Source organism: Saccharothrix algeriensis, assembly GCF_016907655.1.
Lineage (GTDB): Bacteria > Actinomycetota > Actinomycetes > Mycobacteriales > Pseudonocardiaceae > Actinosynnema > Actinosynnema algeriense.
The window spans coordinates 303,521-315,923 of record NZ_JAFBCL010000001.1; the positions used below are offsets into that span (position 1 = coordinate 303,521).

Sequence of the window (12,403 nt, forward strand, 5' to 3'; positions counted from 1 at the left end):
CATGCCGCTGCACCTCGAACCCGGCGACGGTCCCCCGTCGTTCCCCGACCTGCTGGCCGCGGCCGGCTACCGCGCCCTGGCCGCCGCGCTGCGCCTGGACGTCTTCGGCGCGCTGGCGCGCGGCCCGCTGCCGGTGGCCGACCTCGCGGCGCGGCTGGGCGCCGACCCGCGCGGCACCGGGCTGCTCGCCGAGGCGCTGGCCGCGTTCGGCTACCTGGAGCACGGCGCGGACGGCTACGCCAACGCCGCCGCCACGCAGGAGTGGCTGGCCGGTCCCGGCTACCGCGAGGTCGACCGGTTCTGGTCGGCGGTGCTGTTCGAGTCGTGGGACGGGCTGGAGGACTCCATCCGGTCCGGCAAGCCGGCGCGGGACTTCTACGGCTGGCTGGCCGAGCGGCCCGGGACCCTGGCCCGGTTCCAGGGGATGCTGTCCCGGCACGCCGACACCATCGCGCCGGAGGTCACCGAGCTGGTCCCGGTGGGCGACCGGCTGCTGGACCTGGGCGGCGGGCACGCCAAGTACGCGATCCGGCTGTGCGCGCGGCACCCCGGCCTGCGCGCGACGGTGGTCGACCTGCCCGACGCCCTGGCCGTCGGCTCGGGCGCGGTCACCGACGCGGGGCTGTCGGCCCGCGTCACGCTGCGGCCGGGCGACTACGACGAGCTGGACCTCGGCGCGGGCTACGACACCGCCCTGCTGTTCAACGTCGTGCACGGCCGGACCGCCGACGCGAACCGGGTGCTGCTGCGCCGGGTCGCGGACGCGGTGCGGTCCGGGGGCGCGGTGGTGCTGCTGGAGCACGACGAGCACAGCGAGGACCGGGCCTCGGACGCGTTCGCCCGGGTGTTCAGCCTCAACCTGTTCCACGGTCAGGGCGGGCAGGTCTACCCCGGCGCGGAGATCGGCGGCTGGCTGGCGGAGGCGGGCTTCACCGACCTGGCGACGCACCCGCTGCGCACCTCGCCCGGCCAGTCGCTGATCGTGGCCCGCAAGCCGTAGCCGGCGACCGCCCGCGGTGCCGTAACGGCCGGTGGGCGGTGGGCGATCTCCGCCGTGGGGCGGGGCTATATGTTCCCCGCTGAGGCGGAGGCCCGCCTCCACCCGGCGCCGCCGCGCAGGTCCCGCGCGGCAGCCCCGCCCGACCACCCGGCGGCGGGTCGTCCCCCCGGCTCCCGCCGCCGGCCGCCGCGGGCCCCGCGCTCCTTCCCGCGCGGGGCCCGCCTCCGGCGGTGGTTCAGGACAGCGCCGCGACCAGCCCGGCGCCGCAGGCGAGCGCGAGGCACAGCGGCGAGTAGACCCGCCGGTCGAGGCGGGCGAACTCGGTGTCCCGGCCGGTCGACACGACCAGGCCGCGCACACCGCGCAGCAGGAGCACCGCCGCGACGCCGGCGGCGCCCACGGCGGTCCACCACCCCGGGCCGGGCACCGCCACCAGGCCCGCGCGACCCGCGACCAGGTAGGCCGCGAGGCCGAGCAGCACCGCCACGGCCGCGGTCAACCCGGGCGGGGGCAGCCGGTCCGGCGTCACCCCCACCACGCGGCGCGCGAACTCCTCGGGCGAGCGCAGCGGCCACGGCGTGAACACCCACACCACGTGCAGCACTCCGACCGCCGCCAGCACCAACGCCGTGATCAGGGCCAGGACCACCACGGGCCACCTCCGGTCGCATGTCCGTACGCTACCGTACGGAACTTTTCCGTACGGTAGCGTACGGAACCTGAGAGCCCTGAACCCGTTTCTCAGCCTTGCCGGCGACGACCCGCCTTCCGGTGATGCCCCGGATCCCGGCGGCGCCCGGCCTCCAGTGGCGCCCGGCCTCCAGTGGCGCCCGGCCTCCGGCGGCGATCCGCGCCGACACGCGGTCGCGGGTTAGGTTTGCCGACGTGTCCACGAACAGCATGGAACTCGGGCTCCTCAGCTTCGCCGACCGCCACCCCGACCCGGTGACCGGCGAGCAGGTGCCGGTGGCCGACGCGCTGGCCCAGCAGCTCGAGCGCATCAAGCTCGCCGACGAGCTGGGCCTGGGCTTCTACGGGCTGGGCGAGCACCACATCGCCGACTACGCCGTGTCCAACCCCGGCACGGTGCTGGCCGCCGCCGCGAGCATCACCGAGCGCATCACCCTCGGCAGCGCCGTCACGGTGCTCAGCACCGAGGACCCGGTGCGCGTCTACCAGCAGTTCACCACGCTCGACCAGCTCAGCCGGGGCCGGGCCGAACTGCTGGCCGGCCGCGGCTCGTTCACCGAGTCGTTCCCGTTGTTCGGCGCGGCGCTGGAGGACTACGACGAGCTCTTCGAGGAGAAGCTGGCCCTGCTGCTGGAACTGGACCGGGGAAATCCGATCACCTGGTCGGGCAAGTTCCGCCCGCCGCTGGAAAACGCCCACGTCTTCCCGCGCCCGTACGGGGAGCACCTGCGCATCTCCGTCGGCACCGGCGGCAACCCCGAGTCCTCGGTGCGCGCGGGCCTGCTCGGCCTGCCGGTCGTGTACGCCGTCATCGGCGGGCAGCCGGAGCGCTTCGCCCCACTGGTCGACCTGTACCGGCGCGCGGGTGAAGCAGGCGGGCACGCCCCGGAGGACCTGCACGTCACGATGAGCGCGATCGGCCTCATCGCCCGCGATTCCCGAGCCGCCAAGGACGCGTACTACCCGTACTGGCTGGAAACGATGAAGTACGGCTCCCGCGCACGCGGCTGGCCCGTGCCGTCGCGCGCCGAGTACGACGAATGGACCCGAGGCGCAACGTCGATCTTCGCGGGCAATCCGGAAGAGGTCGCCGAACGCCTCGTCACCGTCGGCCGACTGACCGGTGCGAAGCGGTACGCGATGCACATGGACTGGTCCGGCGTACCGCACCGCCTGGTGATGGAGGCGATCGAACTACTGGGCACCGAAGTCATGCCCTTGGTGCACAGGGAACTCACCACCTGACCCCCACTCCCCGCACGCCCACGTCTTCGCTTCAGCTTTTGATCTTCAGCTTTTGGCACGCCCCGTGCAGTCCGGTGGCCTCGTGTTCTCCCCGTACTGATCTTCAATTGTTGGGGTCTGTGGTGGCTTGTGTCGGTGGGTGGGGCTGTCCCGGGGGTACCCGTGGGGTATGCGCTATCCCGATGGTGGTGGCCTGACCGGACGGGAACGGGCCCGACGTGAGGCGGTGCGGATGCAGGCCGCCGACTGGTTCGAGCGTGGTGTGGGCGCCTGCGAGGTCGCTCGTGGTCTGCGGGTGTCGACCAAGTCCGCCTATGCCTGGCGGCGTTTGTGGCGTGCCGGGGGCCGGCAGGCCCTGCGCTCCAGGGGGCCGGGCGGGCCGGACTGCCGTCTGGACCGGGCCCGGCTCGACCGGCTGGTCCAGGCCCTGGAGCAGGGGCCGGCCGCCCACGGGTACACCGAGGATCGACGCTGGACCCTGGCCAGGGTCGCGGAGCTGGTCGCGCGGTTGTTCGCGGTGCGCTACACCCCGGCCGGGATGTCGCTGGTGCTGCACCGCATCGGTTACAGCCCCCAGGTGCCGGCCCGGCGGGCCGACCGCCGTGACGAGGCCGCGGTCACCGCCTGGCGGCGGGAGTCGTGGGCGCGGGGAAAACCCTAGCCGCGGACCTGGGCGCCTGGTTGTGCTTCGAGGACGAGACCGGCTGCAACACCCGCCCGCACAAGGCCCGCACCTGGGCAAGGCGCGGCCACACCCCGGTCCTGCCCTACTGGGCCGGTTCCCAGGGTCGGATCTCGGTGGCCGGCCTGCTCTGCGTCAAACCCGGCGAACGCACCCGGCTGCTGCACCGGGTGCTCGTGCACCACCGCCGCCGCAGCCCGCCGGCCCCGCGCAGCTTCCTCGAGCGGCACTACCTCGCGCTGCTGGACGACGCCCACCGTCGCCTGGGCGGCCCGATCGTGCTGATCTGGGACAACCTCGACCGGCACATCAGCGCCCGGATACGGCCCGCCCTCGCCGCCCGGGACTGGCTGCACGTGATCCGACTACCCGCCTACGCCCCGGAACTCAACCCGGTGGAAGGGGTGTGGTCACACCTCAAACGCGGTCTGGCCAACCTCGCCCCCGTCGGTCTGAACGACCTGGTCCCGATCGTGCGCCGCCGACTCCGCCTCATCCGGAACCGGCCCGACCTGCTCGACGGATTCCTCGCCCACACCGGCCTGACCCTCACCCCCGAACCAACCTGACCCCAACAATTGAAGATCAGTATGGCCTGCCCGGAGGGCTACCATGCTTTCTTGGGGGGTGCAAGCACGCTTTTCGCTTGCACCCCCCAAGAAAGCATGGTTGTCTTTGACAGGTCATGCGGGGGGGAACACGACCGCTGTTTCTTTTCCTTCTCCTTGGCGGCCTGCCTGTCCGGCGAGGACTCTTTTGTCTTTAGCTTAGATCCGTACCGCACCAAATATTTCCTGGATCGGTGCGCGATCTCAGTATGAAGAGTGGCCGAGAGGCCCCCAAGGAGAAGGGAAGTGCGTCGTGTTCTCCCCGTACGGCCTGCCGGAGGCAATCATGTTTTCCGGGGGGCGTCAAGCGAAGAGCGTGCTTGACGCCCCCCGGAAAACATGATTGGGCTGCGCCCAGGCCGTACGGGGAGAACACGAGGCACACGGCTGCGCTGAACAGCGCCGCCGCGCGGGGCGCGGCTGAGGCAGAGCTGAAGCGCCGCCGCGCGGGGCGCGGCTTGAGGCGAGAGCTTGAGCGCCGCCGCGCGGGGCGCGGCTTACCGCGAGAGCTGAACAGCGCCGCCGCGCGGGGCGCGGCCTGCTCTCACCGCTCGCGGAACAGGAGGCCCGCGACCGCGCGGCCCGCCGCGCGCGGGTCGTCGCCGAGGTCCGAGGTGAGCGCCCCGGCGTTCCACAAAGTCGCGAAACCGTGCACGATCGACCAAGCCGCAACGGCCGCGACCTCGGGCTCCACCTGCCGCGCCACTCCCCCGTACAGCACCTCCCGGGCCCTGCCCTGCCCGGCGACCACCGCCGGGTCGTCGGCGTGGTATAGGTCTGGGCGGAACATGACCTCGAAGTGCGCGCGCCGTTCGACGGCGAACTGCACGTACGCCGCGCCGACGTCCACGAAGTCCCCGCCCTGCGCCTCGGCCAGGTGATCGGCCAGCAGCTCGAAGCCCTCCGCCGCCACCGCGGTGAGCACCCCCCGCTTGTCCCGGAAGTGGTGCACCGGACCGGCGTGCGACACCCCCACCCTTCGGGCCAGGTCGCGCATCCCGACGCCGCCGGGGCCGTGTTCGGCGATGGCCGCGACGGCGGCGTCCAGCACGGCCCGCCGCAGGTCGCCGTGGTGGTAGGGGCGCTCGGAGGTCACGGGCCCCAGCCTAGCCGCAATCTAGACGTTGACAAGTTCACTGCCCGCAGGCAAATCTTGTCACTGACAAGTTCCCTGCTCCGCCGAACGGGAAGAGGCCCACCGATGGCTCCGCTGGTCATCCTCGTCGTCGTCACGCTCACCCTGGCCCTCGGCCGCGCCCTGGGTCTGCGCCGGATCCCCCCGTGGCCGTTCGCCGTGCGCGCGGGCCTCGCGGCCATGTTCACCGCGACCGGTGTGGCGCACTTCGTGGGGATGCGCGAGCAACTCGTCGCGATGGTGCCGCCGGCCCTGCCCGCGCCCGAACTGCTCGTCACGGTCACCGGCGTGCTCGAACTGCTCGGCGCGGCGGGGCTGCTGTGGCGCCGGACGTCGCCCTGGGCGGCGGCAGGTCTGAGCGCGCTGCTGATCGCGATGTTCCCGGCCAACGTGCACGCCGCGGCGGAAGGGCTCTCACCCTCCTTCGGCGACCGGCTGCTGCCGCGCACGATCATGCAGGTCGTGTTCCTCGCGGCGACCGCCGGCGTGCTCGTCCACCACCTGCGGGCGCGCCGGGAAGCCCGGCCGCTCGACGTCACCCGGAGCGCGGGCGCCTGACCACTGCGGCATCGCCGCGCCACCACGACGCCGTGCACGCGCTCGGCGCGACCCCGGTGGCGGCGCGCCCGCCGCGCTCAGGTCCCGAACGCCCGGACGACCGCGGCCATGTCCTCGGTGCCGCCGTGGTCCGCGGCGACCCGGTACTGCTCGTGCAGCGCGCGCATCAGCCGGTCGTCGGTGCCCGCCTGCCGCATCGCCGACAGGACCAGGTCGGCGTCCTTCACCGCGCCGTCGACGCCGAACTGCGGCGTGAAGTCGCCCGCGATCATCGCCCGGCCCTTCACCTGCGCGTAGCCGCTGTCCACCGCACCGCCGGAGATGGCGTCGAGGAACGCGGCCGGCTCCAGGCCCAGCCCCCGGGTCAGGGCCACGGCCTGCGCGGTGGCGGCGGTGATCGACAGCACCCACGAGTTGGCCGCCAGCTTGAGCCGCTGGCCGTCGCCGGGCCGCTCCCCCGCCCACACCGTGCGCGCGCCGATCGCGTCGAACACCGGCGCGACGCGCTCCCGCAGCGCCGGCGGCCCGGCCGCCAGGACGGTCAGCTCGCCCTCCTCCGCCGGCTTGCGGGTGCCCAGGACGGGCGCGTCGACGAACGGCGTGCCACCGGCCAGCTCGGCGAGGCGCTCGGTGCCCTCCAGCCCGACGGTGCCGCTCTGCACCCACACCGCGCCGTCGGCCAGCGCCAGCCCGTCCATGACCGCGGCGGTGGAGTCGGCGTCGAACAGCACCGTCAGCACGACGTCCGCGGAGGCCACCGCCTCCGCCGGGCTGTCGGCCACCACGGCGCCGTCCTGCGCCAGCGGCCGGGCCTTGTCCGCGCTGCGGTTCCACACCGCCACGGCCAGCCCCGCCCGCAGCAGGCTGCGCGCCATGCCCGCGCCCATCATCCCGGTGCCCAGCACCGCCACCGACTTCACCACTGGTCGTCCCTTCGTCGAGTTGCCCGCAAATCTGCCACCGCGGTGGTGCACCCGCATCTTTCGTCTTCACTGGTACGGAGCAATTCCGCGGCCACCCGAGCGGGTTCCGGCCGGCGCGGCCGGGCCGGCCCTACGGTGGTCCGGACGCACGGTTCGGGGGGCGGTATGGACGGGAAGCTCCGGGCAGCGGCAACGCGCCGGTCGCCGTCGAGACCCCGCGGGATCGCGCTGGCCGCCGGCGGCCTGCTCGGCTCGGCGGCGGGCCTGGTCGCGATCGCCGCCGGGTGCTGGCAGGTGGTCGACCGGGGGGCGGGGCGGCACACCGCGTCGGCCCTGCTGCTGGTGCTCCTGGGCGGCACGCTGGTCCACCGCGGCGCGCGGGCCCGCGTCCGCGGTCGGCGGCTGCTGGTCCCGGACGTGCCGGCGCCGCCGGACGACGAGCTGTTCGTCCTGTACCTGCGGTCGCGCGACCCCCGCCCGGCGCCCGCCCGGCGGGTGGAGCCGGTCCGGCACGGGGTGGCCGCGCCGCTCCCGCTGCCGCCCGGCCTCCTGGTGACCGGGCACAGCGCCGAGGAGCAGCTGTCCGCCGCCCTCGCGCACCTCGGGCCGGTGCTCGTGCCCGCCCGGCCGGGCGATCCCCCGCCGCCCGCCGGGACGCGGCGGCTGCGGCTGCCCGCCGAGGACCGGCGGCGGGCGGCGGAGCTGATGGCGCGCGCCCGACTGGTCGTGATCAGCCTGGGTCCCGGCGCCGTGGCGGACCTGCTCGACGCGGCGGCGGCCGTCCCACCCGAACGCCTGCTGCTGGTGGTCCCGTTGCGGCGCGGGGATTACGAGGAGTTCCGGGCCCGGCTCCGCGCGGTGTCGCCGGCCGGCGCGCCGCGGCTGCCCGAGCACCCCGCCTCGGCCGGGCACGACGACTGGGCCGAGCACGACAGGACCGGGCACGACGGTGCGATCCGGGGCGTGGTCTCGTTCGCCGCCGACTGGACGCCGACGTTCCGCCCGGTCCGCCCGACGGCCGTCCGCCACAGCCTGGCCACGCCGCTGCGCCGCGCCCTGGCCCCGCCGCTCGACGGGCTCGCCGCCTACGAGGACGGGCTGCCCACCAGCGCCGAGGTGGCCCGGCGCGGGCGGCGCGGCGAGACCATCCAGGCGCTCGGGGCCTGCCTGGTGGTCTTCGCGCTGGTGCGGGTGGGGCTGCTGCTGTGGCGGCTGGCCCGGCGGGACTGGAACGCCGGCCCCGGCTGGTGCGAGCTGTACGTCGTCGTCCCCGCGCTGCTGGTCCTGCTGTGCGGCTGGGGCTCGGCGCGGATGGGGCGGCGGATCAGGCTGCGGGCCGTTCCGCCGCCGCGGCCGGTCGGCGGGTGGGCGCGGGACCGGCCGGCGCCGCCGCGGGGGGCGTGACGGCCCCGCGCGCGGCGAGGCGTCGGCCGCCGCCCGCGGTCACCGCGACGGCGACCGCGGGCGCACCTGCTCAGGCCACCTGCTCTTCAGGACGCCTGCTCTTCCGGGCGCCGGCGCGGCCGGCGGTCGGCTCGTGGACGCCTCAGCGCGCGACGGTGAAGCGGCGGCGCTCGTTCGCGGGCCGCTCGATCTCGTCGACCAGGGCGACCGCGTAGTCCTCGGCGCTGATCCAGCTCACGCCCTCGTCGTCGGCGACCACCTCGTCCAGGCCGGTGCGGTAGCGGCCGGTCCGCTCGCCGGGCTCGATGGTCACCGCCGGGCTCAGGGCGGTCCAGGCGACGTCCTGCACGCCGCGCAGGTACTCCAGCGCGTCGCCGTGCGAGTGCATGATCTGCAGCAGCCAGTCGGGCAGGCCGGGCTTGTCCCAGACCTGCGAGCCGTCGGCGGTGCGGAGGCTGCCCGCGCCGTTCACGACGATCAGGCGGGGCGCGCCGTCGACCTCGCGCAGCGCGGCGACCAGCGACCTGGCGGCCGGCGCGATGGTCGCCTGGTGGCCGGGGCCGTCGCCGCCGCCGACCGCGCTGACCACCACGTCGTGCCCGGCCAGCAGACCTGGCAGCGCCGCGGTGTCCAGCACGTCGCCCGCCTTCGCGGTGACGTCGGCGCGGTCGAGCTTGGCCGGGTCGCGGACGATCGCCGTGACGGTGTGGCCGCGCCGCAGCGCCTCGTCGAGGATCCGCGAGCCGATGGTGCCGCCGGCGCCGATGAGTGCGATGTGAGCCATGGCTGAACGAGTTCTCCAAAGTGGACGATGGACGCCACCCGGCGCCCCTGGTGCATAGTCAAGCCGCGCAAGGGCGAGCGGACGAGGTGCGGGGAGGACACGTCATGGTGAAAAAGCGACACATCCCCGAGGTGCCCTACCGCAACCCGGCGGGCGCGCAGCTGGGCGTGGAGGTGCTGTCGCTGGAGGTGCTGCGCCGGCGCGCCGGCGGCGACGGGCACGACCTGACCCGCCCGCAGCGGCCGGGCTTCCACCTGCTGATGCTGGTGACCGCGGGCGCCGGGGTGCACACCGTGGACTTCACGCCCTACCGGCTGCGGCCGGGCAGCGCGGTGTGGGTGCGGCCCGGCCAGGTGCAGCAGTTCCAGCCGAGGTCCCGCGTGGAGGGGCCGCTGGTGCTGTTCCAGCCGGACTTCCCGCCGCCGGGCACGGCGGACCCGTTCGGGCCGACGCACTGGCAGCTCACCGCGCAGGACCGGCTGCTGGCCGCGACCGCCGCCGAGCACCTCGCCCACGAGTACGCCGCGCTCACCCACGCGCCGGTCGCCGCCGCGAACCGGCTGCTGGCGCACCTGCTGGCCGCGCTGCTGCACCGGCTGTCGCTGGCGTCGGGCACCCGGGGACCCGCGCACAACGAGCCGTTCCTGCGGTTCCGGGAGGCCGTCGAGCGCGATTTCGCCACCACCCGCCAGGTCGCCGACTACGCCCACGCCCTGGGCTACTCGCCGCGCACGCTGGCCCGCGCCACGCGGGAGGCCGTCGGCATGGGCCCCAAGGAGTTCCTGGACCGCCGGACCGTGCTGGAGGCGCGGCGGCTGCTGGCGCACACCGACCTGCCCGCCGCCGCCGTCGGCGCGCGGCTGGGGTTCCCCGACCCGGCGAACTTCGCCAAGTACTTCCGCCACCGCACCGGGGTGACGCCCGGCGAGTTCCGGGCGAGCGTCGCGGGCTGACCGGCGCTCAGCCCGCGCGGTGGCGCAGCCCGGCCCGCAGGGCGCGCCGCGCCACCGGCCCGAGGTCGTGCACCACCTCCACCAGCACCGCCAGCCGGTCCAGCGCGTCCAGCGCGGTCCGCGCGCCCTCCGGGTCGACGCCCTCGAACAGCTCCAGCCCGACGAACCCGGCGCTGACCGCGCGGGCCAGGCCCGGCACGTCCACCACGTCCGCCACCGGCGAGCCGGCCAGCAGCCGGCCCAGGGCCGCCTCGACCGGCTCGATCCACAGGTGCAGGGCGGCGGCCGTGGCGCGGGCCAGCTTCGGGTCGGCCTGCGCTCCGGCCAGCAGCTGGGCCAGCACCATGACGTTGCCCCGCTCGCGCTCCTCGGTGTGCAGGCGGCGGCCGAGGTCGAGCAGCTCGCGCAGCGACGCCACGTCGGCCAGGCGGGTGGTGAACCGCGCGACGCGCTCCTCGGTGCTCGCCACGCAGGCGGCCTCCAGCAGGTCGTGGACGCTGCCGAAGTGGTAGAAGACCAGGGCCTGGTTGACGCCCGCGGCGGCGGCGACCGCGCGGGCGGACACGCCGGTGATGCCGTGCTGCCGGATGGTCTCGATCGCGCCGTCGATCAGTCGCTGTCGGGTGTCGGCCACGGCCACTACCGTAGGCGCGCGCACAGGTACGGTCGGGACAGGGCCAGCGCCGCGGCGGTGAGGGCCATGGCCGCGACGACCGGGGCCAAGTGGTGGAAGTCGGTGTAGTGGATCACGCCGTGCACCACCAGGGCGGGCGCGAAACCGCTCGCCGCCGCGAGGGCCAGCGTCCACCACACCCACGCCTCGCCGCGCCGCCAGCCCCACGCGCCCAGCAGCGTGACGGCGACGGCCGCCGAGCACAGCGCGCCGCCGAAACCCGCCCGGTCGTGGGCGATGAACGCGGGCAGCCGCGGGTTGGCCTCGGCGAGCGCGGCGGGCGTGGTGCCGAGGAATTCCAGGTCGCTGGGGACGAACACCGCGGTGAGCCCGACCACCGACACCACGACGCCGCCGACGAGCAGGCCGAGCCCGACCAGCACCACGAGCAACTGCCCGACCAGCGCCCTGCGCCGTTCCCGCTCGCCGCCCTCGGGCGGGGTGGTCCAGCAGGCGCCGGCCCCGCCCCGGCGGGCGGACAGCAGGAAGACCGGGAACAGCACCGCGGCGGCGGCCAGGTGCAGGGGTTCGGGGAAGCCGATCCCGAGCAGGTAGAGCAGGGTGGGGAAGCCGACCCAGCCCGACGCCAGGTAGGTCTCCCGCGCCCACGGCCACCCGCGGCGCATCCCGCCGGCGGTCAGGCCGGCGTAGAGCACGCCGATGGACACCATGGCGCCCGCCAGCGTGATCCGGTCGTGGCGGAGGAAGCCGACCAGCCGGTGGTTGACGGCGTGCAGGCGCGCCACGTCCGCGCCCAGGAACTCCCGGTCGTACCAGAGCAGCACCGGCCCGAGCGTGATCAGCGCCGCGACCAGCCCGCCGGCCACCATGCCCAGGCCCACCAGCAGCCCCCACCACCAGGCAGGCCGGCGGAGGCCGCGGCCGGGCGCGCGGGGCGGCGGCGTGGTGGGCGTGGCGGCCTCGGCCACCCGGGCGAACCACCCGGGACCGGCCTCGACCAGCGCGGACGGGGTGGCCAGCACGACGGCGTCCGGGTCGGCCAGCGCCCGCACCGCCGCGGCGACGGACGGCGAGGTCGCGTAGACCACGCGCTCGGCGCACGGGCCGCCCGCCGCGTCGGGGGCCCCTCGCCCCACGAGGACCTCCCGGACGACGTCCCCCCGCGCCCCCCGGCGCACCAGCACCGGGACCCGCGCGCCGGCGACGGCGTCCCGGACGGCGTCCGGGATCGCATCCGGGGGCTCGGCCGCCACGCCCGCGCCGGCCCCCGGCGCGACGGCGTCCGGCGTCCCCGCCACCTCCACCACCCCCGCCCCGACCAGGGGCAGGGCCCGCACGGCGTCCCGCGCGAGGTCCGGCGGCACCACCGCGCCCAGCCGGCTGCGCACCGGGACGCCGCCCACCCGGCCGGCCAGGTGCGCGGGCGGGCACCGGTGGCCCAGGGCGCGGGCGACGACCCGGCCGCCGCCGGGCAGCGCGCCGACCGCCGCGAGGGCGCGCAGCGCGAGCCGGTGCGACCGCCGCTCGCCCAGCAGCGCCGCCGCGAGCCCGCGCGCCGGGTGGTAGACCCAGTCAGGCATCGGCCGACCCCCCGCCCCGGGCCGCCGCGCGCGGCGCGAGCCCCCACCGGCCCCATGGGCCCGGCGCGCCCGCGGCGACCGGCCCCCCGACCCCTCCACCGACCACCACGGCCACGTCGACACCCCCGTTTTGAGCGATCGCTCAAAACCGAGCCTAGCGCGGGGTTGAGCGATCGCTCAAGAGGTCGGCGGGAACACCCGCCGGCG

The 12,403-nt window shown here is 75.7% G+C and carries 13 protein-coding genes; 7 read left to right on the forward strand and 6 right to left on the reverse strand.

Features of this window, described 5'->3' with window-relative positions; translation table 11 throughout:
• The first annotated feature begins 1 nt into the window (after position 1).
• Positions 2–1,000 (forward strand): class I SAM-dependent methyltransferase, encoded by a 999-nt coding sequence (locus JOE68_RS01150; protein WP_204840483.1) that lies wholly within the window; start codon positions 2–4, stop codon positions 998–1,000.
• A 235-nt stretch (positions 1,001–1,235) separates the two neighbouring features.
• On the opposite strand, the gene JOE68_RS01155 is transcribed toward JOE68_RS01150, so the two are convergent.
• Complete coding sequence (locus JOE68_RS01155; protein ID WP_204840484.1) at positions 1,236–1,652, reverse strand: DUF3995 domain-containing protein; 417 nt, start codon at positions 1,650–1,652, stop codon at positions 1,236–1,238.
• A 248-nt stretch (positions 1,653–1,900) separates the two neighbouring features.
• Between JOE68_RS01155 and JOE68_RS01160 the strand changes: the two genes are divergently transcribed.
• The 3 genes from JOE68_RS01160 to JOE68_RS01170 all read left to right on the forward strand — a co-directional run bounded on the left by JOE68_RS01160 (position 1,901) and on the right by JOE68_RS01170 (position 4,186).
• Entirely contained in the window at positions 1,901–2,935 is a 1,035-nt protein-coding gene (locus JOE68_RS01160) for an LLM class flavin-dependent oxidoreductase (protein ID WP_204845858.1), read from the forward strand.
• A 169-nt stretch (positions 2,936–3,104) separates the two neighbouring features.
• Positions 3,105–3,596 (forward strand): winged helix-turn-helix domain-containing protein, encoded by a 492-nt coding sequence (locus JOE68_RS01165; RefSeq protein ID WP_204840485.1) that lies wholly within the window; start codon positions 3,105–3,107, stop codon positions 3,594–3,596.
• Entirely contained in the window at positions 3,575–4,186 is a 612-nt protein-coding gene (locus tag JOE68_RS01170) for a transposase (RefSeq protein WP_307819415.1), read from the forward strand. The genes JOE68_RS01165 and JOE68_RS01170 overlap by 22 nt, the downstream gene beginning before the upstream one ends.
• 583 nt (positions 4,187–4,769) lie before the next feature.
• Here the strand turns inward: JOE68_RS01170 and JOE68_RS01175 are convergent.
• Positions 4,770–5,321 (reverse strand): TetR/AcrR family transcriptional regulator, encoded by a 552-nt coding sequence (locus tag JOE68_RS01175; RefSeq protein WP_204840486.1) that lies wholly within the window; start codon positions 5,319–5,321, stop codon positions 4,770–4,772.
• A 105-nt stretch (positions 5,322–5,426) separates the two neighbouring features.
• On the opposite strand from JOE68_RS01175, the gene JOE68_RS01180 reads away from it, so the two are divergent.
• Positions 5,427–5,918 (forward strand): DoxX family protein, encoded by a 492-nt coding sequence (locus JOE68_RS01180; RefSeq protein ID WP_204840487.1) that lies wholly within the window; start codon positions 5,427–5,429, stop codon positions 5,916–5,918.
• Positions 5,919–5,995: 77 nt separating this feature from the next.
• Here JOE68_RS01180 and JOE68_RS01185 read toward each other — a convergent pair whose 3' ends face one another.
• On the reverse strand, positions 5,996–6,841 hold the full coding sequence (locus JOE68_RS01185; RefSeq protein WP_307819417.1) for an NAD(P)-dependent oxidoreductase: 846 nt from the start codon (positions 6,839–6,841) through the stop codon (positions 5,996–5,998).
• A 165-nt stretch (positions 6,842–7,006) separates the two neighbouring features.
• Between JOE68_RS01185 and JOE68_RS01190 the strand changes: the two genes are divergently transcribed.
• Positions 7,007–8,245, forward strand: a complete 1,239-nt coding sequence (locus JOE68_RS01190) for a hypothetical protein (protein ID WP_204840489.1) — start codon at positions 7,007–7,009, stop codon at positions 8,243–8,245.
• Positions 8,246–8,387: 142 nt separating this feature from the next.
• Here JOE68_RS01190 and JOE68_RS01195 read toward each other — a convergent pair whose 3' ends face one another.
• The gene (locus JOE68_RS01195; RefSeq protein WP_204840490.1) at positions 8,388–9,029 is read right to left on the reverse strand and encodes an NAD(P)-dependent oxidoreductase; all 642 of its coding nucleotides are present in this window, start codon (positions 9,027–9,029) and stop codon (positions 8,388–8,390) included.
• 104 nt (positions 9,030–9,133) lie between these two features.
• Here JOE68_RS01195 and JOE68_RS01200 point away from each other — a divergent pair, with 104 nt between their 5' ends.
• A complete protein-coding gene (locus JOE68_RS01200) occupies positions 9,134–9,982 on the forward strand; it encodes a helix-turn-helix domain-containing protein (RefSeq protein ID WP_204840491.1) in 849 nt (282 codons plus the stop codon).
• A gap of 7 nt (positions 9,983–9,989) precedes the next feature.
• Here the strand turns inward: JOE68_RS01200 and JOE68_RS01205 are convergent, their stop codons facing one another.
• Together JOE68_RS01205 and JOE68_RS01210 are read right to left on the reverse strand one after the other, a co-directional pair.
• Positions 9,990–10,616, reverse strand: a complete 627-nt coding sequence (locus JOE68_RS01205; RefSeq protein WP_204840492.1) for a TetR family transcriptional regulator — start codon at positions 10,614–10,616, stop codon at positions 9,990–9,992.
• 5 nt (positions 10,617–10,621) lie between these two features.
• Positions 10,622–12,196, reverse strand: coding sequence for an amino acid adenylation domain-containing protein (locus JOE68_RS01210; protein ID WP_204840493.1), 1,575 nt, complete (start codon positions 12,194–12,196; stop codon positions 10,622–10,624).
• Between the last annotated feature and the right edge of the window lie 207 nt (positions 12,197–12,403).

Bases quoted from the DNA above. Each gene is read 5' to 3' on its own strand.
- JOE68_RS01150 (WP_204840483.1), top strand. From the start codon at position 2: ATGCCGCTGCACCTCGAACCCGGCGACGGTCCCCCGTCGTTCCCCGAC.
- JOE68_RS01210 (WP_204840493.1), bottom strand. From the start codon at position 12,196: ATGCCTGACTGGGTCTACCACCCGGCGCGCGGGCTCGCGGCGGCGCTG.
- JOE68_RS01165 (WP_204840485.1), top strand. From the start codon at position 3,105: ATGCGCTATCCCGATGGTGGTGGCCTGACCGGACGGGAACGGGCCCGA.
- JOE68_RS01200 (WP_204840491.1), top strand. From the start codon at position 9,134: ATGGTGAAAAAGCGACACATCCCCGAGGTGCCCTACCGCAACCCGGCG.
- JOE68_RS01190 (WP_204840489.1), top strand. From the start codon at position 7,007: ATGGACGGGAAGCTCCGGGCAGCGGCAACGCGCCGGTCGCCGTCGAGA.
- JOE68_RS01160 (WP_204845858.1), top strand. From the start codon at position 1,901: ATGGAACTCGGGCTCCTCAGCTTCGCCGACCGCCACCCCGACCCGGTG.
- JOE68_RS01180 (WP_204840487.1), top strand. From the start codon at position 5,427: ATGGCTCCGCTGGTCATCCTCGTCGTCGTCACGCTCACCCTGGCCCTC.
- JOE68_RS01195 (WP_204840490.1), bottom strand. From the start codon at position 9,029: ATGGCTCACATCGCACTCATCGGCGCCGGCGGCACCATCGGCTCGCGG.